Raw genomic sequence first — 23,454 nt, forward strand, 5'->3', positions numbered from 1 at the left:
GATGGTGTCGGGGACAATCCCTACGAAAGTCGTTCCGGTGCGGAACGCCCGATGAATCCCCAGCACGGGCGGGGTTTGTACGAATTGACCGCCAAATCCGGAACGCGCCGTTGGTCCGTTCGGCGCATTGACGCCCCGATGCGCTGATCCTTTACTCGGATGCGTCCGGACGCATACCTGCAGTTAGCACCCCGGACACGTTCCCTTTCCCCGCACCGCACCCCATCGTCCTGCCTTCGTGGAAGGAAGACCTCGATGACCCATCGTGGGTTCAGAACGGGCTTGGCGGCCGCCGCCGGGCTCGCCATGACGCTCGCCCTGCCGGTGACCCCGGCGAACGCGGCGCAGCCAGCACAACCCGCCGCTCCCGAAGCGGCCGCCGCCCGCGCCGCCGACCAGGCCGCCGCCAGCGGGCTCGACGCCCTCAAGCGCGGGCCGGCCGAGGCGTTCCAGCGGGTCGGCCTGACCGCCGGGGGCGGTGGCCTCTTCTACGGCGCCTACCAGCGGACCTACCAGGGCCTGCGGGTCGTGGGCGGGGACGCGGTGGTCGTCGCCGACGGGGCCGGCCGGGTCCGCGGCACCAGCGCCGCCGAGACCGCGCCGATCGCCGTCGGGACGCAGGCCGCGCTCGACGCCGCCAAGGCCGCCACCACCGCGCGCGCCCAACTGCCCACTGTGGACAGTGTGAGCACGCCGGAGAAGGTCGTGCTGGCCGGGGCGACGCCGAAGCTGGCCTACGAGGTCGTCGTCGCCGGGCGCACCGCGTCCGCGCCGAGCAACCTGCACGTCTTCGTCGACGCCGCCACCGGCGCGATCCTCGACAAGCGGGACGACGTCAAGACGTTCGCTTCGGGCGTCAAAGGCCAGGCGCAGCCCAGCACGGTGAACGTCGCCGGCACGGGCAACAGCTACTACGTCGGCAACGTCTCGATCGACACCACGCAGTCCGGCAGCACCTACACGATGCGCGACCCGGGCCGCACCGGCATCAGCTGCGGCCGCGAGGGCGGTTCCGTCTACAGCGGCCCCGACAACGCGTGGGGCAACGGCACCGGCACCGACCTCGAGACCGGCTGCGTCGACGTGCTCTACAGCGTCCAGACCGAGTGGAAGATGCTGTCGGAGTGGCTGGGCCGCAACGGCATCAACGGCAGCGGCACCGGCTACCCGGCGTCCGTCGGGCTCGCCGACGTCAACGCCTACTGGAACGGCTCCTCGACGCACTTCGGGCACTCGCAGGACAACCAGCGCCAGGCCACCTCGATGGACGTCGTCGGCCACGAGTTCGGTCACGGCGTCTTCCAGTTCACCCCGGGCGGTGCCGGTTCCGGCAACGAGAACGGCGGGATGAACGAGTCGACCGGTGACATCTTCGGCGCGCTGACCGAGGCGTACGCCAACAACCCGAAGGACGTCCCGGACTACCAGGTCGGCGAGGGTGTCAACCTGGTCGGCCAGGGCCCGATCCGCTACATGTACCAGCCGTCGCTGGTCGGCGACCCGAACTGCTACTCGTCGTCGATCCCGAGCACCGAGGTGCACGCGGCGGCCGGCCCGCAGAACCACTGGTTCTACCTGCTCGCCGAGGGTTCCGCGCCCGGTGGCGGCAAGCCGAACAGCCCGACCTGCAACAGCTCGTCGGTCACCGGCATCGGCATCCAGAAGGCCGGCAAGATCTTCTACAACGGCCTGCTGAAGAAGACCTCGTCGTGGAACCACAAGGCCGCCCGCAAGGCGACCCTCGAAGCCGCGATCGCGCTGTACCCGGGCAGCTGCACCGAGTTCAACGCCACCAAGGCCGCCTGGGACGCCGTTTCGGTGACCGCCGCGTCCGGTGAGCCGGCCTCGTGCACCGGCGGTGGGCCGGACTTCTCCGTCGCGCTGAACCCGGCTTCGGGTTCCGTGCAGCCGGGCGGCTCGGCCACCACGACCGTCAGCACCGCGCTCACCTCCGGCTCGGCGCAGTCGATCACGCTGTCCGCTTCGGGCCTCCCGGCCGGCGCGACGGCGACGTTCAGCCCGGCCACCGTCCAGTCGGGCGGCTCGTCGACGCTGACCATCGCGACGACGTCGTCGACCCCGACCGGCACCTTCCCGGTCACCATCACCGCGGACGGGGCCAGCACCGACCACACGGCGTCGTTCTCGCTCACCGTCGGGACCACCGGGTCGTGCGCGCCGGTGACCAACGGGACCCGGCTGAACATCCCGGACTACCCGGGTGCCGCGGTCAGCAGCACCAACACCGTGGCCGGCTGCGCGCGCAACGCGTCGTCGACCACCAAGGTCGAGGTGCACATCACCCACACCTACAGCGGTGACCTGGTGCTCGACCTCATCGCGCCGGACGGCTCGTCCTACCGGCTGAAGAACTCCAGCTCCTCTTCGACGCCGAACATCAACACGACCTACACCGTCAACGCCTCTTCGGAGGCCGGGAACGGTGCGTGGAAGCTCCAGATCCGCGACGTCGGCCCGGCCGACACCGGTTACCTGTCCTCCTGGACGTTGACCGTCTGATCCCTCCCCAGGGCGGCACTTTCTCGTGAAAGTGCCGCCCTGGGGCGTTCTCCCAACCCCCACAGAAGGAATTCACCGCCATGAAGTGGAAGACGAAGCTCGGCGCCGGGGTCACCGCCCTGGCCGCCGTGTTAGGGGTCGTGACAGCGCCTGCGGCCACAGCTGCGCCGGTCACGACGCTCGCCGCGCCGGACATCTCGCTGGCCAACATCAAGACCCACCTCAACCAGCTGCAGACCATCGCCAACAACAACGGCGGCACGCGCTCGGCGCGCGGCGGCGGTTACGCGGCGTCGGTGTCCTATGTGGAGAACCTGCTGAAGAACGCGGGCTTCACCACGACCCGGCAGACCTGCACCAGCTGCCTCGGGCAGTCGCAGAACCTGATCGCGGAGTGGCCGCAGGGTGACGCGAGCCAGGTCATCATGCTCGGCGCGCACCTCGACAGCGTCAGCGCCGGGCCCGGCATCAACGACAACGGCTCCGGCAGCGCGTCGATCCTCGAGACCGCGCTGACGCTGGCCCGCACCAACCCGGCGATGGCCAAGCGCGTCCGCTTCGCCTGGTGGGCCGACGAGGAGTCCGGCCTGGTCGGCTCGAAGTACTACGTCAACAACCTGCCCAGCGCCGAGCGCACGAAGATCAAGACCTACCTCAACTTCGACATGATCGGCTCCAAGAACTGGGGCTACTTCGTCTACGACGACGTCGCTTCGGTCAAGGCGATCTTCGACGAGTACTTCTCCTCGATCGGCATCCAGACCGAGGGTGACAGCGAGGGTGACGGCCGGTCCGACCACGCGTCGTTCAAGAGTGCGGGCATCCCGGTCGGCGGCCTGGCCACCGGCGCCGGCGACATCAAGAGCTCGGCGCAGGCCCAGAAGTGGGGCGGCACCGCGGGTGCGGCGTTCGACAACTGCTACCACCGCGCCTGCGACACGACGGCGAACATCCCGGACACCCCGCTGGAGAAGAACTCCGACGCCATCGGGTACGCGCTGTGGAAGCTGGCCGTCGCCACGACCCAGGGCAACGACTTCTCGGTGAGCGTGAACCCGGCGGCCGGGACCGTCCAACCCGGACAGTCGCTGCAGGTCGCGGTGAGCACCGCGACGACGTCCGGCTCGGCCCAGTCGATCACGCTGTCGGCGTCCGGCCTGCCCGCGGGCGCGACGGCGTCGTTCAGCCCGGCCACGGTGCAGTCGGGCGGTTCCTCGACGCTGACCATCACGACGTCGTCGAGCACCCCGACCGGCACGTTCCCGGTCACCGTGACCGCGGACGGCGCCAGCGCCGACCACACGGCGGCGTTCTCACTGGGGGTCGGCAGCACGTCGTCGTGCGCGCCGGTGACCAACGGGACCCGGCTGAACATCCCGGACTACCCGGGTGCCGCGGTGAGCAGCACCGCGACCGTCGGCGGCTGCGCGCGCAACGCGTCCGGCACCACCAAGGTCGAGGTGCACATCACCCACACCTACCGCGGTGACCTGGTCATCGACCTGATCGCGCCCGACGGGTCGTCCTACCGGCTGAAGAGCTCCAGCAGCGACTCGACGGCGAACCTCGACACCACCTACACCGTGAACGCCTCGTCCGAGGCCGCGAACGGCGCGTGGAAGCTGCAGCTGCGTGACGTCGGCCCGGCCGACACCGGTTACCTGTCCTCCTGGACGCTGACCGTCTGACCCACGACCGGGGCGCTCCGCACCGGAGCGCCCCGGTTGTCTAGACCACCCGTTCGTAGGTAGTCAGCGCTTTCCCGGTGTCCCTATCGTGGACGAACACGCCGCGTTCGCTTCAACGAAGATGGGAGCCGGTATGTCCGGTCGGAGAACCCGCTTTTTCGGAACCCTTCTGGCGGCGGCGCTGGCTGTCCCGCTGCTCGTGTCGGCCCCCGCGCAGGGGGCGGTGCAGGCCGACACGTGCGCGGTGAAGTCCCGGCCCGCCGGCAAGGTCCTGCAGGGCTACTGGGAGAACTGGGACGGCGCCGCGAACGGCGTCCACCCCGGACTGGGCTGGGTGCCCATCACCGACAGCCGCATCGCGCAGCACGGGTACAACGTCATCAACGCCGCCTTCCCGGTGATCCGCTCCGACGGCACGGTGCTTTGGGAGAACGGGATGGACGCCGGGGTCAAGGTGTCCACGCCCGCCGAGATGTGCGCGGCGAAGGCCGCGGGCTCGACGCTCCTGATGTCGATCGGCGGCGCGGCCGCCGGGATCGACCTCTCGTCGTCCGCCGTGGCGGACAAGTTCGTCGCCACGATCGTGCCGATCCTGAAGGCGTACAACTTCGACGGCATTGACATCGACATCGAGACCGGCCTCACCGGCAGCGGGAACATCAAGACGCTCTCGGCGTCACAGTCGAACCTGATCCGGATCATCGACGGCGTGCTCGCGAAGATGCCGTCGAACTTCGGGCTGACGATGGCGCCGGAAACCGCTTACGTGACCGGCGGCAGCATCACGTACGGCTCGATCTGGGGCGCGTACCTGCCGATCGTCAAGAAGTACGCGGACAACGGCCGGCTGTGGTGGCTGAACATGCAGTACTACAACGGCTCGATGTACGGCTGCTCCGGCGACTCGTACCAGGCCGGGACGGTGCAGGGCTTCACCGCGCAGACGAACTGCCTCAACCAGGGCCTGGTCGTCCAGGGCACGACGATCAAGGTGCCTTACGACAAGCAGGTCCCGGGCCTGCCCGCCCAGCCGGGCGCGGGCGGCGGCTACATGTCGACGAGCCTGGTTTCCCAGGCGTGGCGCGCGATCCCGTCACTCAAGGGCTTGATGACGTGGTCCCTGAACTGGGACGGCTCGAAGTCCTGGACGTTCGGCAACAACGTCAAGTCCCTGCAGGGCCGCTGATCCAAGGTCCGTGAAGGCCACATCGAGGGACGTAGAGTCCCTCAATGTGGCCTTCACGGACTTACGACGTGCCTTCGGGGATGGGGTCGTTGTACTCGCCCGAGGGGCCGGCGTAGGAGCGGCCGTCCGGGAACGGCCACGGGTTCGGGACGCAGCCGTGCAGGCCGAGCGTCTGCTGCTCCATCACCGGCGCCGGCTTTCCGGCGCCGGGGCAGAGCTCGTGGCCGTGGCCCAGCCGGTGCCCGGTCTCGTGCGTGACCATGTACTGGCGGTACAGCGCGAGCGGCGCGCCGTAGTTCGGGACGGCGTTGGCCCAGCGGGCGACGTTGAGCACGACGTTGCTGCCGTTGCGGCACGAGGTGTAGCTGTCCGGCGTGCCGCCGCAGAGCTTGTCGCGGCTCGCCGGGGTGGCCAGGTAGATCGTGAAGTCGGCGCTGTCGTCCGGGCCGACCTGCTGCAGCCGCCACTCGCCGCCGCCGGTCCAGCCGCGCGGGTCGCCGAGGATGGTCCGGATGTCCTTGGCGAACTCGGCGGGCCCGACGCCGTCGATGTCGGTCTCCAGCGCGATCCGGTACCGCATGAGCCGGCCCTGGGTGCCGGCCACCTGGTCGCTGCCCGGGGTGAACATCCACTGCCCCGAGCCGGTCTGCGGGAAGGTGATCAGGACGGTCTGCGCCTGAGTCGGCGGCTGCTGCGCCTGCACCGGCTGTTCAGCGGGCGGCGGCGGCACGGACGTCGCGTCCCCGATGGCCACGACCACGGGCCCGGCCGCGGGCGCGGCGACGGGCTGGCCTTCACAGGCGGTCACGGCGCCGACGACCGCCAGGGCGAGCACGGCGCCGACCGCGGCCCGTCTCGCGGCGGTTTTCGGCATGGTTCCTCCCCAACAGGCGGCTTCACCAGTGGATACGGCTCGCGGACGGGAAAGGTTGCAAGCCCGCGCGACTCTAGGGCTTCACCGCAGTTCAGGGCCTTCCGGTGTGACGCCCGACACTCAGCCCAGGAACTTGCGCAGCACGTCCGTCACCTGGCGGATCTCCGCCGTGCGGACGTTCTCCTGCTGGGTGTGCGCCAGGGTCGGGTTGCCCGGGCCGAAGTTGACCGCCGGCATGCCCAAGGCCGCGAAGCGCGCGACGTCCGTCCAGCCCAGCTTCGCCGCCGCCCGGCCGCCCGCCGCGGCCACCAGTTCCGCCGCCGCCGGGGCCGAGAGGCCCGGCAGGGCGCCCGGGGAAAGGTCCACAACGGACAGTTCGTAGCCGTCGAAGACCTCGCGCAGGTGCTGTTCCGCCGCCGCCGGGTCGCGGTCCGGGGCGAAGCGGTGGTTCACCGTCAGCACCGCCGCATCCGGGACGACGTTGCCGGCCACCCCGCCGCTGACCGACGTCGCCTGCAGGCCCTCGCGGTAGGTCAGGCCGTCGATGTCGACGATCCGCGGCTCGTACTCCGCCAGCCGCCGCAGCGGGTCGGCCAGCGCGTGGATCGCGTTCTCGCCCATCCAGGCCCGCGCGGTGTGCGCGCGCTTGCCGGCGAACCGCAGCTCGACGCGCATGGTGCCCTGGCAGCCGGCCTCGATGTCGCCGTTCGACGGCTCGCCGACGATCGCCAGGTCACCGGCCAGCCACTCCGGCAGCTCGCGCTCGATCCGGCCGAGGCCGTTCTTGACCGCTTCGACCTCTTCGTTGTCGTAGAAGACGAACGTGATGTCGTGCTTCGGCTCCGGCAGGGTCGCGGCGAGGTGCAGGAACACCGCGTCGCCGCTCTTCATGTCGACCGTGCCGAGGCCGTACAGGATCTCGTCGTCACCCGTGCCCTCACGCCGTGACGGCCGGTTGCCGTTCTCCGGCACCGTGTCCAGGTGCCCGGCGAGCACGACCCGCGACCCGCGGCCGAGGTGGGTCCGCGCCAGGACGGCGTCCCCGTTGCGGACGACCTCGAGGTGCGGCGCCTGCTTCTCCAGCGCCTCCTGGACCAGCGTCGCGAGCTCGGCTTCGCTGCCCGAGACGCTGAAGACGTCCACCAGGGCGGCGGTGAGGTCGACGGGGTCGGCGTGCAGGTCGAGGCTCATGACCGGCACGCTACCGGCAGGGCTACCGTGGGTGCGTGGTTAGGTTCCCGGTCGCCGTGGGCGGCGCGTTGCTGGTCCTGCTCCTGTCCGGCTGCGGCACCGAGGCCGGACCGACGCCCAAGCAGGGCGGCGAACCCGGGCCGGACGCGCTCCCGACGAAGCTCGACGCGCTGACCGCCGACCAGTGCTTCGCGAGCCCGCAGCGGCAGCTGCCGAAGGGCTGCGAGAAGTACGTCACCGAACTCGGCAGCATCCCCGGTTCGGCCCGCAAGCGCGCGGGCGACAAGGACCCGCAGCTGGTCACCGAGGCGGCCGGGCTCGAACGGGCCATCGGGGCGTTCCGCGGCGCGGGCTGCACCACGGTCGCGGACCCGGGCGGGGCCTGCACGCAGGCGCTCGTCGACATCGCCGCGGCCCTCGGCGGGCTGAAGAAGCAGGTCGACGCCCGGCCCACGGCGGGTTGACCCAGGTCACTCCACTACGGTTGGGGCCGTGAGCGAGCAGACCCCGAACCCCGAAACGACCGGCGCCACCGGCGTCGGGCTGGCCACCGTCGCTACCGACGGGACGGTCCTCGACACCTGGTTCCCGCAGCCCAAGCTGACCGGCGGCGGCACCGCCGGCACCGAGCGGCTCAGCGCGGAAGAGGCCACCGAGCTGCTCGGCGAGGCCGCCGCGGGCCTGCTGGGCCCGGACACCGACCGCGGGGTCGAGGTCGTCGCCGTCCGCACGACGATCGGCAAGCTGGCCGACGCGCCCGTGGACACCCACGACGTCTACCTGCGGCTGCACCTGCTCTCGCACCGGCTGGTCCGCCCGCACGGCCAGAACCTCGACGGCCTGTTCGGCCTGCTGGCGAACGTCGTGTGGACCAACCACGGCCCGTGCCCGGTCGAGGGCTTCGAGGCGACCCGGCTGCGGCTGCGGGCGCGCGGCGCGGTCACCGTCTACAGCGTCGACAAGTTCCCGCGGATGGTCGACTACGTCATGCCCGCCGGCGTCCGGATCGGCGACGCGGACCGCGTCCGCCTCGGCGCCCACCTGGCGAGCGGCACGACCGTGATGCACGAGGGCTTCGTGAACTTCAACGCCGGCACGCTCGGCGCGTCCATGGTCGAGGGCCGGATCTCGGCCGGCGTGGTGGTCGGCGACGGCTCCGACGTCGGCGGCGGCGCGTCGATCATGGGGACGCTCTCGGGCGGCGGCAAGGAGACGATCTCGCTGGGCGAGCGCTGCCTGATCGGCGCGAACGGCGGCGTCGGCATCTCGCTGGGTGACGACACGGTCGTCGAGGCCGGGCTCTACGTCACGGCGGGCACCAAGGTCGTCGTGGAGGGCAAGGTCGTCAAGGCCCGCGAGCTCAACGGCATCTCGGGCGCGGTCTTCCGCCGCAACTCGGGCACCGGCGCGGTCGAGGTCGTGGCGCGGGCGGGCTCCGGCGTCGAGCTGAACGCGATGCTGCACGCCAACTGAGACCGTCGCAGCTCGGTTTGTTCACCTACCATTCATGTGGTGACCACCGAATCGTTGCCCCTGACCCCGGCCGAGCTCGGGCTGCCGGACGCGCCGATCGAGGCTGGGCCGGCCGATCCGGCGGGCCACCACGTGCGGGCCAAGCTCGACCGGGAGATCCGGGCGCTGCTCGCGCACGAGCCGGGCACGCGCTCCGGGGCCGACCCCGAGGACCTGCACCAGATGCGCGTCGCCCTGCGGCGGATGCGCAGCGTGCTGAAGCTCTCGGGTGAGCTGGTCGGCGACGGCGCCGAGCCGGTGCGGGCCGAGCTGGGCTGGCTCGGCCAGTCACTCGGCGAGGTGCGCGACCACGACGTCCTCATCGGGCACCTGCGCGAGGTCATCGCCGATTTCGAGGTCCGCGACCAGCCCGCCGGCCGGCAGCTGGTGTCCCGGTTCGTCTCCGAGCGCGCGACGGCGAAGCGGCGGCTGACCCGGGCCCTGTCCAGCGCCCGGTACTCGACACTGCTGCGCGAGGTCAGCCTGCTGACGCGCGCGGCGCCGTCCACTGTGGACGTTCCGCAGCGCGACCTGATCGCCGCGCTGGCCAAGCCGCACCGCAAGCTCACCAAGGCCGTGCGCGCCCTGCCCGCCGACCCGCCGGACGACGACCTGCACGCCCTGCGCATCCACGGCAAGAAGCTGCGGTACGCCGCCGAGCTGGCCCAGACGTCGGCGAAGAAGAAGCAGGCCGCGCGGATCAAGCAGCTGCTGAAGGCCACGAAGGACTTCCAGACGGTGCTGGGCGACCACCAGGACGCGGTGCTGGCGGCCGAGCGGATGCGCACGGTCCTGGACACGGGCGACAGCGCGGTCGGCTTCGTCGCAGGCCGCATCGCCGAGCGCGAGCTGACCCGCCGGGCCGAGGCGCGAGCAACGTGGCGAGCCTCCTGGGAAGCCGTCGACGCTGCTGCCCAGGCCCTGCACGCCTGAGCCGGGTCACGCCTACCAGCGCGACTCACGACCGAGCCGCGTGACCGCCGCTATCGCGATCCGCCCCCGAACGGACTTCCCACCCGCCCGGCACCGAGGTCGGCCGCACCGCCGAGCGCGAGCCGACCCGCTGGGCCGAGACGGGGCAAGCATCCTGCGAAGCCGTCGACACCACGGCCCTGCACTCCTGGTCCGCGTCACGCCTTACAGCGCGACTCACGACCGAGCCGCGTGACCGCCACCTGCCCTACCGCGATCCGCCCCAGAACGGGCCTCCCCCACACGCCCCGCGCCAAGACCGGTCGTCGCACCGCCGAGCGCGGACCGGCCCGCCGAACCAACCCCCAGGCGACGTGGTGAGCCTCCTGGGAAGCCGTCGACGCCGCTGCCAAGGCCCTGCACGCCTGAGCCGCGTCACGTCTCACTGAAAGGCGACCAGTGCGACTCGCGACCGAGCCGCGTGGCTGCCGCCCGCCCGTCGCGATCTGCTCCCGAACGGACCTCACCCGCCCCCGCCGAGGCTCTGCACGCCTGACCCGCCGCTTTCGCCGGGAAAGATGCGGCTTCAGGGCCCCGGTACGCATCTTTCCTAGGGAAAGTGACGTCTCCGGGCCGGACGAGCGGTGGAAAAGGGGCGCTTTCGTCAGGAGATCGACCAGACGTAGTTGTCCGGGCGGATCAGCACCTTGCGGCCGCCATCGGCGTCGTATGCCGCGTACGCGTGGCCGCCCTCGTCGACCAGGTCCGGGCCCGTTGCCGTGCTACCCGCGGGCAGGATGCGATAGCCCTCGGAGGGGCCGTCGCCGAAGACCAGTTCCGTTGCGTGCGGGCCCCGGAACAGCTCGAACAGGCGGACGCGCTTGCCGTTGGCGTCGGTCAGTGGGGCGTCCGGGGCGCGGTCGCCCGGCTGCAGCGCGCCCGTGCCGGCCGGGGAGAGCGGGCCGCCGCGGTAGGTGATGTCCAGCTGCTGGGTGTCCTCGCCGCGCTTGTGGGCGTCCTCGTCGCCGTCCTTGTACTTCTGCAGCAGGCCCGTCGAGACTCCCAGGACCCGGGCCGCGACCGTCCGGCGCTCCTCTTCGTAGCTGTCGAGCAGCTCCGGCGAGCCGTCGGCGAGCTTCCAGCCCAGGTTGTAGCCGTCCTGGACGCCGGTGTTGAGGCCCTGGCCGCCGGTCGGGGGGTGGACGTGCGCCGCGTCGCCGGCCAGGAACACCCGGCCCTCGCGAAACCGGGCGGCCAGGCGGACGTTCGGCCGCCAGACCGTCGACCACGCCAGGTCGGACAGCTTGACCGTGCCGCCCGTCAGCTCGTCGAGCCGGGCCTGGACCGCGGGCAGCGCCGTCTCCACCTCCACATCACCGTCGCCGAGCGGCGAGCCGAACTGGAAGTGCGGGGTGCCCGGCAGCGGGCTGAACATCATGCCGCTCATCGGGTTCTCCGGCGCCGCGAACCAGTGGCCGTAGCCGCGGTCGAGGCCCTCGGCCTGGACGTCGCCGAGCAGCATCCGGATCGATTCGTCGGTGGTGCCCTCGAACGCGATCCCCAGCGCCTTCCGCACGAAGCTCTTACCGCCGTCGGCGCCGACCAGGTAGGCCGCGCGCACGGTCTCCCCCGTGCTCAGCGTGGCCGTGACGCCGTCGTCGTCCTGCTCGAAGCCCGTCAGCGCCGTGGCCAGCTCGACGCGCACGCCGAACTCGGCCAGCCGGTCACGCAGGATGCCCTCGGTCTGCGACTGGCCGAGGAACCAGCCGGTCGGGTACGGCTTCGACGGCGTCGGCTCGACCGGGTCGAACATCATGCGCTCGCCGACCACCTCGCCGCCGAGGTGGATCTGCATCGGCACCGGCGCGGCCCCGGCGGCCAGCACCGAGTCGAGCACCCCGAGGTCCTCGAAGACCTCCAGCGTGCGCGGCTGGATGCCGTCTCCGCGCGAGCCCACGAAGTACGTCTCGGCCTTGTCGATGATCCGGACGGCGACGTCGCGCCGCGCCAGTTCGATGCCCAGTGTCAGCCCGGTCGGGCCCGCCCCCGCGATCAGCACCGTGGTGTCCATGTCGTCCTCCCAGTGAATAACAATTCAGTGAATCTGGATTCAGAATGACACTGCTAGCGTCCTGCGTCAAGGGAGGTGCCGGGTGAACCGCAAGGAGAAGGCCGCCGAGACCGAGGTCGCGCTGAAGGCCGCCGCTCGGCGCGTGTTCGCGCGGAAGGGCTACCTGAACACCAAGATCACGGACATCACGGCGGAGGCCGGGCGCGCCGCGGGGTCGTTCTACAACCACTTCGCGAGCAAGGAAGAGCTGCTCGAGGCGCTCCTGGCCGACCTGGGCGCCGAGGGTGACGAGAACGCGGCCGGCGAGGACCACCTGTCGGACTTCAGCGACCCGGCGGCCGTGCGCTGGCACGTCACGCAGTACTGGGAGTTCTACAAGAAGCACGCGGCGACGATGCGCGCGCTGAACCAGGCGGCGATGGTGAACGACGACTTCGCCCGGACGCTGGCCGGCTTCGGCGCGTCCCAGGCGGCCGACATCGCCGGGCACCTCGACCGGGTCACCGCGGCCGGGATGCGGCTGCCGGCGAGCACGGACCTGTCGATCGTGATGATGTACCAGCTCGTCGACAACTTCGCGCAGATGTGGCTGCTCGACCCGGAACCGGCGCACTGGACGCCGCCGACCGACGAAGAGGCGGTCGAGGCGCTCACCCGATTCGTCTACCGGGGTTTCACCGGCCGCGACTACTAGGCGCTCAGCCGCTCCACGGCCGCGTCGATGCGCTCGTCCGTCGCCGTCAGCGCGATGCGGACGTGCTTGCCGCCCGTGGGGCCGTAGAACGTGCCCGGCGCGACCAGGATGCCGCGGTCGGCGAGCCACGCCACGGTCTGGTGGGCGTCCTCGTCACGGGTGGACCAGAGGTACAGGCCGGCTTCGGAGTGGTCGATGCGGAACCCGTTGTCCTCCAGCGCCTTCCGCAGCGCGAGCCGGCGGCGGGCGTACCGCTCGCGCTGGGCCCCGAGCGCCTCGTCGTCGGTCAGGGCGGCGACCATGGCCTCCTGGACCGGGCGCGGCACGATCATGCCCGCGTGCTTGCGGATCTCCAGCAGCTGCGCGATCAGGCGCGGGTCACCGGTCAGGAACCCGGCGCGGTAGCTGGCCAGGTTTGCCGACTTCGACAGCGAGTGCACCGCGATCAGGCCTTCGGTGCTGCCGCCGGAGACGTCCGGGTGCAGCACCGACAGCGGGTCGGTCTCCCAGCCGAGCGCCAGGTAGCACTCGTCGGAGACCACGACGACGTCGCGCTCGCGCGCCCACTCGACGACCTTGCGCAGGTGCTCGACGGGCAGCACCTTGCCCGTCGGGTTGGACGGCGAGTTGATCCAGATCATCGCCGGCTTCTGCGGGCCCAGGGCCGTCAAGCCGTCGGACCGCAGGATCGACGCGCCCGCGAGCAGCACCCCGACCTCGTAGGTCGGGTAGGCCAGCTCCGGGATGACGACGACGTCACCCTCGCCGAAACCGAGCAGCCGCGGCAGCCAGGCGACGGCCTCCTTGGACCCGATCGTCGGCAGCACGGCGTCCGGCTCGATGCCGGTGACCCCGTGCCGACGGCCGAGCGCGGCGATGGCGGCCGCGCGCAGGGCCGGGATGCCGTGGGTCGTCGGGTACCCGGGGATCTCCGAGACCGACGCCAGCGCGTCGCGGATGCCCGCCGGGACCGGGTCGACGGGCGTGCCGATGGAGAGGTCGACCACCCCGCCGGGATGCGCCTGGGCCGTGGCCTTGACCTCGGCGAGCGAATCCCAGGGGAAGTCGGGCAGCGCGACGCGGCTCATTCGCCCTGTGGGGGCAGTGCCTTGATGAAGCCCGGGTCGTGGGCCGTCTTGCCGACCTTCGACGCCCCGCCGGGCGAGCCCAGCTCGTCGAAGAAGTCGACGTTGGCCTTGGTGTAGTCCGACCAGGTGTCCGGGACGTCGTCCTCGTAATAGATGGCTTCGACCGGGCAGACCGGTTCACAGGCGCCGCAGTCGACGCACTCGTCCGGGTGGATGTACAGCATCCGCTCGCCCTCGTAGATGCAGTCCACGGGGCACTCGTCGATACACGCCTTGTCGAGCACGTCGACGCAGGGCTCGGCGATCACGTAGGTCACTGCGCACTCCTGCTTTTCTCTGCCAACAGCCAGTCGCCGCCGACATTACGCGGCACGGGCACCGGTCGGGATGGTGAGGCAACCCTTAGCCATACTCGGGGTATGGCGGAGATCAACGGTCGCGGCGTCGCTTGGGCGGCACGGCGCGGGCATCGCCGGTGATCACGAACTTGGGCTTGGCCGGTACGCCCTCTTCGTCCGGCTTCGCCCCGACAGCGCGGTTGAAGCCTTCGGAGATGTCGTCGACCAGCTCTTCCTTGTGCCGTTCGTCCTTGCGCTGGACGCCCATCGCACCGGCCTCCTTCGGAAATCGGTTCGCCGCCTCAGGGACAATCTAGCCGTGAACGCTGCCGAAATGCTCGAGATCCGCTGCAGCCGGGCTTGGCCGCCGCTGGCCGAGGAGCCGCTGGGCGACTGGGTCCTGCGCTGGGCGGACGGCTTCACCGGCCGCGCGAACAGCGCGCTCGCGGTCGGGGACGCCGGGAGACCGGTCCCCGGGGCGCTGCGGGCGGTGTGTGACTTCGCCCACGATCGGGGGATCCAGCCGATGGTGCAGGTGCTGCGCGACAGCCCGAACGAGCGCGCGATCGTCGCCGAGGGCTGGGTCCAGGCGACCCGCCACCGCCGTGGGCACGAGGTCGTCGTGCTCACCGCCTCGCTGGCCGCCGCGCCCGCCGTCGACGGCGTCACGGTGCACGACGAGCCGCCGGACGGCTGGTGGGAGCTCACGCTCGGTCCCGGCGAGGACACCGAGGCCGCGCGGCTCGTGCTGACCGGCGGGAAGGTCGGCTACGGGGTCGCGACGCTCGAGGGCGCCACCGCCGGCGTCGTCCGCGGGGCGCTGGTCGACGGCTGGCTGCACGTCGGGCGGCTCGAGGTCGCCCCGGCCTTCCGGCGCCGCGGGCTGGCGTCGGCGCTGATGGCCGCCCTCGGCACGTGGGGCGTGGAACAGGGAGCCGGCCGCGCGGTGTTGCAGGTCGCGGAGGCCAACTCGGGCGCGCTCGCGCTCTACACGGGGCTCGGGTACGCCCCGCACCACCGATACCGGTACTGGGTGCCCGAACCCGGTACGCGCTTCGGGGGAGAGGAGGATTCGACGTCGTGAAGATCGTGGTGATGGTCGGCGGAGTGGGCGGAGCCCGCTTCCTGCTGGGTTTGAAGGCGGCGCTGGGCATGGCGCCGGAGGGTGCGAGCGAGTCGCCGCACGAGGTGACGGCGCTGGTCAACACCGGCGACGACGTCTGGATGCACGGCCTGCGGATCTGCCCTGACCTGGACACGTGCATGTACACCCTGGGCGGCGGGATCGACAAGGAACGCGGCTGGGGGCACTCGGGCGAGACCTGGGTGGTCAAGGAGGAGCTGGCGGCCTACGGCGCCGACCCGGACTGGTTCGGGCTCGGCGACAAGGACATCGCCACCCACCTGATCCGGTCCCGGATGCTGCGCGCGGGCTACCCGCTGTCCGCGGTGACCGAGGCCCTGTGCGACCGCTGGCAGCCCGGCGTCCGGCTGCTGCCGATGTCCGACGACCGCGTCGAGACGCACGTCGTGATCGACGACCCGGAGCAGGACGGCCAGCAGAAGGCCATCCACTTCCAGGAGTGGTGGGTGCGCTACCGCGCCGAGCCGAAGGCGCACTCGATCGTCGCCGTCGGCAACGACGAGGCCAAGCCCGCGCCCGGGGTGCTCGAAGCCATCGCCGGCGCCGACGCCGTGCTGTTCGCGCCGTCGAACCCGGTGGTGTCGGTCGGCACCACGCTCGGTGTGCCGGGGATCCGGGACGCGCTGCGCAAGACGTCGGCCGGCGTCGTCGGGGTGTCCCCGATCATCGGCGGGAAGGCGCTGCGCGGGATGGCCGACGCGTGCCTGACCGCGATCGGCGTCGAGACGTCGGCCGAGGCGGTGGGCCGGCACTACGGCTCGCGCAAGGACGACGGCGTGCTCGACGGCTGGCTGATCGCCGAGGGCGAGACGGCCGACGTGCCGGGCGTGACCGTCCGCGACGTGCCACTGCTGATGTCCGATGTGGACGCGACCGCGGCGATGGCCCGCGCGGCGCTCGAACTCGCTGGAGCCCCCGTTGAGTGATCACGCTTCCGCCAAGCTGGAGATCCTGCCCGTCACCGGGCTGCCGGAGTTCCGCCCGGGTGACGACCTGACCGGCGCGATCGTCACCGCCGCACCGTGGCTGCGCTCGGGTGACGTCGTGGTCGTGACCAGCAAGATCGTCTCGAAGGCCGAGGGCAGGCTCGTCCGCGTGCCGACCGACCCCGAGGCCCGGGACGCCGCGCGCCGCGACCTCGTCAAGCAGGAGGCCGTGCGAATCGTCGCGCGGATCGCGCGCACGGTCATCACCCAGAACCGGCTGGGCATCGTCCAGGCGGCGTCCGGGATCGACGCGTCCAATGTGGCCGGTGACGAGGTCGCGCTGCTGCCGGCCGACCCCGACGCGTCGGCGCTGGCCCTGCGCAACGGCCTGCGGGAGCGGCTCGGCGTCGAGGTCGCCGTGGTCGTCACCGACACCATGGGCCGCGCCTGGCGGGTCGGGCAGACCGACAACGCGATCGGCGCGTCCGGGCTGCGCGTGCTGCACGCCTACCGGGGGACGATCGACGGTCAGGGCAACGAACTGGCCGTCACCGAGGTCGCGATCGCCGACGAGCTGGCCTCGGCCGCCGACCTCGTCAAGGGCAAGCTGGGCGGGACGCCGGTCGCCGTCGTCCGCGGGCTCGTCCTGGAGGACGACGGCTCGAACGCCCGGACGCTCATCCGTCCCCTCGAAGAGGACCTCTTCCGGCTGGGCGCCAACGAAGCGATCGCGCAGGGCCGCCGGGAGGCCGTGCCGGTGCGGCGGTCGGTCCGGCAGTTCAGCGACGCTCCCGTGTCGCCCATCTCGATGCGGCGGGCCGTCGGCTCGGCGCTCACCGCGCCCGCGCCGCACCACACGCACCCGGTGCGGTTCGTCTGGCTGCGCGACGGCGCGAAGCGCAAGGAACTGCTCGACGCGATGCGCGAATCGTGGCAGGCCGACCTCAACGGCGACGAATTCACCCCGGAGCAGGTCGCGAAGCGGCTCAGCCGCGGCGACATCCTTTACCGGGCCCCGGAAATCGTCATCCCGTTCCTCGTGCCGGACGGCGCGCACACCTACCCCGACGCGCGCCGCAACGACTGCGAGAAGACGATGTTCACCGTCGCCGGCGGGGCCGCGGTGCAGGGCCTGCTGGTCGCGCTGGCGGCCGAAGGCCTCGGCTCGTGCTGGATCGGCTCGACGATCTTCGCCGCCGACATCGTCCGCGACGTCCTCGGCCTGGACGAGCGCTGGCAGCCGCTGGGCTCGGTCGCGATCGGCATCCCGCTCACCGAGCCGGAGCCGCGGGTCTCGGCCACGCCGGGTGAAGGGCTGCTGGAGCTGTGAGCCTGCACGCGGACGCCGTCACGACGCTGGGTTCGTGGCGGCCTGCTCTGGCGTCCCAGGAGTCCCTGCGGCAGGCGTTCCTCGGGTTCCTCGCGGCCCGTGAGGATTCCTGCCGCCGCTCGTGCGAGGCCGGGCACCTGACGGCGTCGGCGGTGCTGCTGGACCACACCGGCACGCAGGTGCTGCTCACGCTGCACCCGCGCGTCGGCCGCTGGCTGCAGCTGGGCGGGCACTGCGAGCCGTCCGACGTGTCGCTGGCCGGGGCCGCGTTGCGGGAGGCGTCCGAGGAGTCCGGCATCGCCGGCCTGCGGATCGGGGACGCGCCGGTGCACCTGGACGTCCACCCGATCACCTGCTCCCTCGGCCTGCCGACGCGGCATTTCGACGTCCGGTACGCGGTGCACGCCCCGCCGGGCGCTTCGCCGGTGCGCAGCAGCGAGTCCGACGACCTGCGGTGGTGGCCGGTGGACGCGCTCCCCGCCGGGTCGGAAGATCTCGCCGATCTGGTGAAAGCGGCCGTTCCTGTCGGTGCCGGGCACTAGCCTGGGCGCGGGAGAGGGAGGACCACATGGCTACGCAGTTCCCCGAGCGGGTGCACATCCACACCGGCGGCGGCAGCGGCAGCGGGGCGTTCGGCTACGTCGTCGTCGGCCTGCTGATCCTCGCGGTCATCGTGTTCGTGATCGTGGTGGCGGTGCGGGTGTCGAAGATGCGCCGCGAAGAGGCGCTGAAGAACGGCGGCGGGCAGTTCCCGGGGGCGAACTTCCCGCCGCAGCAGGGGTTCCCGCCGCAGGGTGGTTTCGCTCCGCCGCCGTCGCAGGGGTTCCCGCAGCCGGGTGACTTCGCTCCCCCGCCGTCGCAAGGGTTCCCGCAGCCGCAGCCCGGTTCGCAGGGATTTCCGCAGCCGGGTTTCGCGCCGGGACCGCAGCCCTCACAAGGTTTTCCGCAGCAGGCCGGCTTCGCTCAACCGCCTTCTCAGGGATTCCCGCAGCAGCCGGGCAGCTCCACTCCGCCGCCGTCGCAAGGGTTTCCGCAGCAGCCGGGCGGCTTCGCTTCGCCGCCGTCGCAGGGATTTCCGCAGCAGCAGCCGGGCTTTGTGCCGGTGCCACCCGGGCCGTCGTCGCCGGGTCATCACCCGCCGCAGCAGCCGCCGCCTGGTCCGGGAGCGGGGCCGCAGAGCTGGTGAAGACGATCGTCCCCTTCGACAGCTCGTCCTCGGTGCCGCCGTTCGAGCAGGTTCGCTCCGGGCTCGCGGCGCGGATCAACGACCGCTCGCTGGCCGTCGGCACGAAGCTGCCCACGGTGCGGCAGCTGGCCGCCGACCTCGGCGTGGCGCCGAACACCGTCGCGCGGGCCTACCGTGAACTGGAAGAGGCCGGGCTGATCGAAACGGGGCCGCGCAGGCAGCTTCGTGGGCGCCTCCGGTGACCAGACGCGCCGCCGGGCCCAGGAAGCGGCCGCCGGGTACGCCGCGCTCACCCGAAAACTGGGACTGTCCGACGCCGAAGCGCTGTCGATCGTCCGCGCCGCACTCGACGAGGGGAAAGGCCGACCGTGAGCCTGCTGATGCTGCTGATCGTGCTGGTGGTGCTCGGTGGCCTGGTGACCGTCGTGGTCCTCGTGGTCAAGGCGGCCAAGCCGACCCAGCCGCCATACCCGCAGCAATACCCGGGTTACCCGCCCCAACAGGGCTACCCGGGCTACCCGCAGCAACCCGGCTATCCGCCGCAGCAGCCCGGTTACCCACTCCAGCAGGGCTATCCCGGCCAGCAGCAGCCCAGTTACCCGCCCCAACAGGGCTACCCCGGCCAACAGCCCAGCTATCCGCCCCAGCAAGGCGGCTATCCCCCGCACCAGTAGCCAAGTCCGTGAATGTCGCATTGAGAGACTTAGAGTCTCTCAATGCGACATTCACGGCTTTAGAACCTCACATGGCGCGGTAGTCGCGCAGCTCGATGCGGGGGCCGAAGCGGGGGCGCTTGTGGCCCGCCGCCTCCAGGTAGCGGACCGCGCGCTGCCGTTGCGGTGCGTACGGCACCAGCAGCTCCGCCATCCCCTCGTCGTCGAGCTTCGCGCCCAGCAGCGCGTTGCCCACCATCGACGGGATGTTGTAGTCCCCGAAGCTCACCGCGTCCGGGTCGCCCCAGGCGCGCTGGGCGATCTCCGCGGCCGTCCAGACGCCGATGCCGGGCACGTGCCGCAGCAGCATCCGGCCCTCGCGCCCGCCCAGCTCGACCGCGCGTTCCAGCTGGTGGGCGACGCGCGCGGCGTTGATCAGGGTCGTCCGGCGCTTGATGTCGACGCCCGCGCCGTGCCAGTGCCAGTCCGGCAACGAGCGCAGCGCCACCGGTGTCGGCGGCACGCGCAGGCGTTCCGGCGCCGGCCCGGGCGCCCGCGCACCGAACCGGCGGCACAGCTCGGCCCACGACCGGATCGCCTCCTTGCCGGTCACCTTCTGCTCCAGCACGGCCAGCACCAGCCAGTCCCAGACCACGCCGGTCGAACCCAGCCGCAGGCCGGGGTTCTCCCGCCGGGCCCGCGCGACGACGTCGTGGTGCGCGACGAACCCGGAGTCGTCGTCGTTCGCACCGAGCAGCGCCGGGACGCCGGTGAGCAGCCGATCCTTGCCGTCACCCCAGGCCGCGGCCTCGATCCGGCCGTCGGTGAGCTTGCGCAGGGCGAGCGTGCCGGGACCGTCGGGCGTGTTCGACGCCAGCCAGGTGATGCCCCGCTCGTCGGTGAAGATGTTGAGCGACCCGCGCCCGCGCGTCAGCGGACCCAGGACCCGGCCCAGGTCGACCTCGAACGCCGGACGCCAGAACATCGGCTACGCGTCGCTCGAGAAGCGGACGGAACCGTCCGGCAGCACGGTGTCGGGCCAGATCCGGGCGCCGTCGAGCAGCTCGCACCCGGCGCCGACGGACGCGCCGTCCCCCAGCACCACCCCGCGCAGCACCGCGCCGGCGCCGACGCGCGCGCCGTGCCCCAGCACCGAGTTCTCGACGATCGCGCCCTCGGAGACGGCCGCGCCGTCGAACAGGACCGAGCCGTCGATCTTCGCGCCCGAGCCGACGACGGCGGCGACGCCGATGGTCGAACCACCGGACAGCTCGGCGTCCTCGGCCACGGAAGCGCCGTCCAGCACCAGGAACTCGCCGGCGCGACCCGGCAGCGCCGACGTCGGCGCGATGCCCCGGACCAAGTCGGCCGAGCCGCGCACGAACGCCTCGGGCGTGCCGACGTCCAGCCAGTAGGACGCGTCGACAAAACCGTGGAGATGCGCGCCTTTTTCGAGGAGCGCGGGGAAAGTCTCACGCTCTACTGAAACCCGGCGCCCGGTGGGGATCGACTCGATCACCTGGCGGCGGAATACGTAACACCCGGCGTTGACCTGGTCGGTCGTCGGGTACGGCGTCTTCTCAAGAAAGGCCTGCACGCGGCCGGTTTCGTCGGTGGGCACCGATCCGAACCGGCTCGGGTCCGGCACGCGCTGCAGGTGCAGCGTGACATCGGCACCGGAATCATAGTGCACCCCCAGCTGAGCGCTTAGATCCGCTCCGGAGATGATGTCGCCGTTGAAGACGATCACGTGCTCGGCACGCAGCCTGTCGTAGACGTTCCGGATAGCGCCCCCGGTGTCCAGTGGCTCATCTTCGACGACGTACTCCAACTCCAGCCCAAGCGCCTTGCCGTCGCCGAAGTACTCCTCGAACACCTCCGCCCGGTAGCTCGTGCCCAGCACAACGTGCTTGATCCCGGCCTCACTGATGCGCGAGAACAGGTGGCTCAGGTAGGGTGTCCCGGCTGTCGGGAGCATCGGCTTCGGCGCCGAAAGGGTGAGCGGGCGCAAGCGCGCGCCCCTGCCCCCGACCAGCACGACGGCGTCGACCTCGACCTCGGACGTCACGAAAATCTCCTCTTGTATCACGCACCGCTGAGCGACTGGCCACGGGAAACCCTGACGGAGGTCGCCCAGAGGGCCTACCCTAGACAGCAAACAGTCGGGCCCTTTCCCCAGAGGGCCCCGGGTCAGTCGGGAGGCCGAGGGGATGGACCCCCGCGATCGGGCGGACGCCCTGCTCGCACGAGCCCAGGCGCGTGGTGTGTTCGTGGTGACACCGGACAGTGCCATTTCGCCGATGGACGCCTCGAACACGCAGCAGATACCGCGTGCCGCCATCGACGGCCTCGACAGAAGCCAGGACCCGGACACGACCACGCAGCTACCGGCGTCGCTGATCGAGGAGAACGACCACCCGCTGGCCGGCAAGTCGCCGACCCGGCGGCTGGAGGTCTCCGGCGCTTCGGGCGTCGCGAGCGGGCGCCGCCAGCAGGTGACCGCGCCGCTGAGCACGCCGTCGCCGACGACGCCGATGAAGACACCGGCGAAGACCCCGGTGACGACGCCGCTGGCCCGCCGGCCCCAGGCCGAGCCGATCACGAGCCCGCTGAAGGAGCCCGATCCGGAGGACACCGGCCTGGTGCCGACGGTGACGCAGAACAACGGCAAGTCCGACCTTTCGCGCCGGCTCGACGGGATCTAGCGGGTCTCGAGCTTCAGCCGGAGCTTGAGACCGAGCTTCACAGCGGCCAGGACCGGCTTCCAGGCGAGGCTCTGGTGGCGGTCGGCGAGGTAGCGGTAGGCGCTGTCGTGGTGCGCCTTCAGCATCTTCTCCGACGCCTGCGACGTCGAGTGCCCGCCTTCGTGCGTCACGCTCGAGGCCGGCACGTAGACGTTCTGCCAGCCCGCCTTCGCCAGCCTGTCGCCGAGGTCGACGTCCTCGAAGTACATGAAGTAGCGCGTGTCGAAGCCGCTGACGGAGTCGAACGCCTCCCGGCGGAACAGCTGGCACGAGCCGGACAGCCAGCCCGCGACGCGCTCGACCGGCGTGCCGGTCTCCTGCCGGTACTGCCTGGTCCACGGGTTGGCCGGCCACACCTTGGCGAACGCGGCGTGCCCGATGCCGCGGCCGAAGGACGGCAGCAGCCGCGCCGACGGGTAGACGGTGCCGTCGACGTCGTGGATCAGCGGCCCGAACGCACCCCCGCGCGGCCACCGCTGAGCGGCGTCGAGCAGCGCGTCGAGCGAACCGGGCTCCCATTCGAGGTCGGGGTTGACGACGACGACCCAGCCGTACCGGTCGTCGAGCTCGGCGACCCCGCGGTTCGCGGCGGTCCCGTAGCCGACGTTGTCCCCGATGCTGAGCAGCTGCACGTTCGCCCGCGGCCGCGTGATCTCGTCGAGGGCACCGTCGACGGAAGCGTTGTCCGCGACGACCACCTTGACCTCGCGCTCGGTGGCCTTCTCGAGGGTCTCGAGGAACCGCTCGAGGGTGTCCTCGGAGAAGTAGGTCACGGTCACGACGCCGACGTCATCGCCATAGCGGGAGTCCTCAGTCACCCGGCCATTGTCCACGCGTCACCGAGCGTGAATCGGGTGCCCCGGGCCAGGAGCAAGCTGGAAGAAGCCTCGGCGGTGATTCCGGAGCCGACACGCGTGATCAGAAGGTCGACACGCGTGATTGAAGGGTCGACACGCGTGGCCGCGGCCGTGTCGTCGCTCCGATCACGGGTGTCGACCCTCTAGTCACGAGGTCAGCGGGTGCGGAGGTGGCGGGACCAGGCCTTGGCGTACGCCTCCCGGTGCCGTTCCGCAGCGGGTCCTCAAGCAGTCACCTGAAGCCCGCCCACTTGACGTCGACCCGGCGCGCGTGAGCTGCACTTCAAGAAGGAGAAGGAACCTCGCCGCCGGATGCTCATCGACCGGATCGCGGCGTCGCCGGTCTCCGCTCGGCTTTACCTCGCCGAGTGCGCACCCAAGACCGAAGAAGCCGCTCGGCAGCGGTGCATCGAACGCCTGGCGGAGGATCTGCTCGGGCTGCGAGCACACCGGCTGGTCCTGGACTCCCGCGATCACCGCGACGGTCACGACCGCCGGACCTTTCAGCTGGCGCCCGGAGTCCGTTGCTGTGGATCTCCG

General features: G+C 71.4%; 23 protein-coding genes and 1 pseudogene. 15 read left to right on the top strand and 9 right to left on the bottom strand.

Annotated features, from left to right (window positions below):
- Nucleotides 1-255 precede the first annotated feature (255 nt).
- From VA596_RS40220 to VA596_RS40230, 3 genes are all read left to right on the top strand, one after another.
- Entirely contained in the window at nt 256-2,520 is a 2,265-nt protein-coding gene (locus tag VA596_RS40220) for a M4 family metallopeptidase (RefSeq protein WP_323334590.1), read from the top strand.
- Between the two features lie 80 nt (nt 2,521-2,600).
- Complete coding sequence (locus tag VA596_RS40225; protein ID WP_323334592.1) at nt 2,601-4,208, top strand: M28 family peptidase; 1,608 nt, start codon at nt 2,601-2,603, stop codon at nt 4,206-4,208.
- A 133-nt stretch (nt 4,209-4,341) separates the two neighbouring features.
- A complete protein-coding gene (locus tag VA596_RS40230; protein WP_323334593.1) occupies nt 4,342-5,394 on the top strand; it encodes a chitinase in 1,053 nt (350 codons plus the stop codon).
- Between the two features lie 61 nt (nt 5,395-5,455).
- Here the strand turns inward: VA596_RS40230 and VA596_RS40235 are convergent, their stop codons facing one another.
- Together VA596_RS40235 and dapE are read right to left on the bottom strand one after the other, a co-directional pair.
- On the bottom strand, nt 5,456-6,268 hold the full coding sequence (locus VA596_RS40235) for a DUF3152 domain-containing protein (protein WP_323334595.1): 813 nt from the start codon (nt 6,266-6,268) through the stop codon (nt 5,456-5,458).
- 120 nt (nt 6,269-6,388) lie between these two features.
- On the bottom strand, nt 6,389-7,459 hold the full coding sequence (gene dapE, locus VA596_RS40240; protein ID WP_323334597.1) for a succinyl-diaminopimelate desuccinylase: 1,071 nt from the start codon (nt 7,457-7,459) through the stop codon (nt 6,389-6,391).
- Between the two features lie 56 nt (nt 7,460-7,515).
- Here dapE and VA596_RS40245 point away from each other — a divergent pair, with 56 nt between their 5' ends.
- The 3 genes from VA596_RS40245 to VA596_RS40255 are packed head-to-tail and all read left to right on the top strand — an operon-like array spanning nt 7,516 to nt 9,904.
- Complete coding sequence (locus tag VA596_RS40245; protein WP_323334833.1) at nt 7,516-7,923, top strand: hypothetical protein; 408 nt, start codon at nt 7,516-7,518, stop codon at nt 7,921-7,923.
- A gap of 28 nt (nt 7,924-7,951) precedes the next feature.
- Nucleotides 7,952-8,932: a 2,3,4,5-tetrahydropyridine-2,6-dicarboxylate N-succinyltransferase gene (gene dapD, locus VA596_RS40250; RefSeq protein WP_323334599.1), complete on the top strand. Its 981-nt coding sequence runs from the start codon at nt 7,952-7,954 to the stop codon at nt 8,930-8,932.
- Nucleotides 8,933-8,971: 39 nt separating this feature from the next.
- Nucleotides 8,972-9,904 (top strand): CHAD domain-containing protein, encoded by a 933-nt coding sequence (locus VA596_RS40255; protein WP_323334601.1) that lies wholly within the window; start codon nt 8,972-8,974, stop codon nt 9,902-9,904.
- Between the two features lie 643 nt (nt 9,905-10,547).
- On the opposite strand, the gene VA596_RS40260 is transcribed toward VA596_RS40255, so the two are convergent.
- Nucleotides 10,548-11,954: an FAD-dependent monooxygenase gene (locus VA596_RS40260; RefSeq protein ID WP_323334603.1), complete on the bottom strand. Its 1,407-nt coding sequence runs from the start codon at nt 11,952-11,954 to the stop codon at nt 10,548-10,550.
- A gap of 82 nt (nt 11,955-12,036) precedes the next feature.
- On the opposite strand from VA596_RS40260, the gene VA596_RS40265 reads away from it, so the two are divergent.
- Nucleotides 12,037-12,648: a TetR/AcrR family transcriptional regulator gene (locus VA596_RS40265; RefSeq protein WP_323334605.1), complete on the top strand. Its 612-nt coding sequence runs from the start codon at nt 12,037-12,039 to the stop codon at nt 12,646-12,648.
- On the opposite strand, the gene dapC is transcribed toward VA596_RS40265, so the two are convergent.
- The 3 genes from dapC to VA596_RS40280 all read right to left on the bottom strand — a co-directional run bounded on the left by dapC (nt 12,645) and on the right by VA596_RS40280 (nt 14,342).
- The gene (gene dapC, locus VA596_RS40270; RefSeq protein WP_323334607.1) at nt 12,645-13,736 is read right to left on the bottom strand and encodes a succinyldiaminopimelate transaminase; all 1,092 of its coding nucleotides are present in this window, start codon (nt 13,734-13,736) and stop codon (nt 12,645-12,647) included. The two genes, VA596_RS40265 and dapC, sit on opposite strands and share 4 nt — an antisense overlap.
- Nucleotides 13,733-14,053: a ferredoxin gene (gene fdxA, locus VA596_RS40275; RefSeq protein WP_323334609.1), complete on the bottom strand. Its 321-nt coding sequence runs from the start codon at nt 14,051-14,053 to the stop codon at nt 13,733-13,735. Before fdxA ends, dapC begins: the two co-directional genes overlap by 4 nt.
- 112 nt (nt 14,054-14,165) lie before the next feature.
- On the bottom strand, nt 14,166-14,342 hold the full coding sequence (locus VA596_RS40280) for a hypothetical protein (RefSeq protein ID WP_323334610.1): 177 nt from the start codon (nt 14,340-14,342) through the stop codon (nt 14,166-14,168).
- 51 nt (nt 14,343-14,393) lie between these two features.
- On the opposite strand from VA596_RS40280, the gene VA596_RS40285 reads away from it, so the two are divergent.
- The 7 genes and pseudogenes from VA596_RS40285 (at nt 14,394) to VA596_RS40315 (ending at nt 19,334) form a co-directional block, all read left to right on the top strand.
- The gene (locus VA596_RS40285; RefSeq protein ID WP_323334612.1) at nt 14,394-15,158 is read left to right on the top strand and encodes a GNAT family N-acetyltransferase; all 765 of its coding nucleotides are present in this window, start codon (nt 14,394-14,396) and stop codon (nt 15,156-15,158) included.
- Nucleotides 15,155-16,144: a 2-phospho-L-lactate transferase gene (gene cofD, locus VA596_RS40290; protein WP_323334614.1), complete on the top strand. Its 990-nt coding sequence runs from the start codon at nt 15,155-15,157 to the stop codon at nt 16,142-16,144. Before VA596_RS40285 ends, cofD begins: the two co-directional genes overlap by 4 nt.
- Nucleotides 16,080-17,474, top strand: coding sequence for a coenzyme F420-0:L-glutamate ligase (locus VA596_RS40295; protein WP_323334616.1), 1,395 nt, complete (start codon nt 16,080-16,082; stop codon nt 17,472-17,474). The genes cofD and VA596_RS40295 overlap by 65 nt, the downstream gene beginning before the upstream one ends.
- Nucleotides 17,471-18,016: an NUDIX hydrolase gene (locus VA596_RS40300; RefSeq protein WP_323334618.1), complete on the top strand. Its 546-nt coding sequence runs from the start codon at nt 17,471-17,473 to the stop codon at nt 18,014-18,016. The genes VA596_RS40295 and VA596_RS40300 overlap by 4 nt, the downstream gene beginning before the upstream one ends.
- A gap of 26 nt (nt 18,017-18,042) precedes the next feature.
- Entirely contained in the window at nt 18,043-18,660 is a 618-nt protein-coding gene (locus VA596_RS40305) for a hypothetical protein (RefSeq protein WP_323334620.1), read from the top strand.
- Between the two features lie 5 nt (nt 18,661-18,665).
- Nucleotides 18,666-19,032 (top strand): annotated as a pseudogene (locus tag VA596_RS40310) (GntR family transcriptional regulator).
- Complete coding sequence (locus VA596_RS40315) at nt 19,029-19,334, top strand: hypothetical protein (protein WP_323334622.1); 306 nt, start codon at nt 19,029-19,031, stop codon at nt 19,332-19,334. Before VA596_RS40310 ends, VA596_RS40315 begins: the two are co-directional and overlap by 4 nt.
- A 67-nt stretch (nt 19,335-19,401) precedes the next feature.
- On the opposite strand, the gene VA596_RS40320 is transcribed toward VA596_RS40315, so the two are convergent.
- Entirely contained in the window at nt 19,402-20,298 is an 897-nt protein-coding gene (locus tag VA596_RS40320) for a DNA-3-methyladenine glycosylase family protein (RefSeq protein WP_323334625.1), read from the bottom strand.
- Nucleotides 20,299-20,301: 3 nt separating this feature from the next.
- Nucleotides 20,302-21,381, bottom strand: a complete 1,080-nt coding sequence (gene manB / locus VA596_RS40325) for a mannose-1-phosphate guanylyltransferase (RefSeq protein ID WP_323334626.1) — start codon at nt 21,379-21,381, stop codon at nt 20,302-20,304.
- Between the two features lie 142 nt (nt 21,382-21,523).
- Here manB and VA596_RS40330 point away from each other — a divergent pair, with 142 nt between their 5' ends.
- Nucleotides 21,524-22,018, top strand: coding sequence for a hypothetical protein (locus VA596_RS40330; protein ID WP_323334628.1), 495 nt, complete (start codon nt 21,524-21,526; stop codon nt 22,016-22,018).
- Here VA596_RS40330 and VA596_RS40335 read toward each other — a convergent pair.
- The gene (locus VA596_RS40335; RefSeq protein ID WP_323334629.1) at nt 22,015-22,875 is read right to left on the bottom strand and encodes a glycosyltransferase family 2 protein; all 861 of its coding nucleotides are present in this window, start codon (nt 22,873-22,875) and stop codon (nt 22,015-22,017) included. The genes VA596_RS40330 and VA596_RS40335 overlap by 4 nt on opposite strands.
- Nucleotides 22,876-23,454 lie beyond the last annotated feature (579 nt).

It is taken from the genome of Amycolatopsis heterodermiae (assembly GCF_034929455.1).
GTDB lineage: Bacteria > Actinomycetota > Actinomycetes > Mycobacteriales > Pseudonocardiaceae > Amycolatopsis > Amycolatopsis heterodermiae.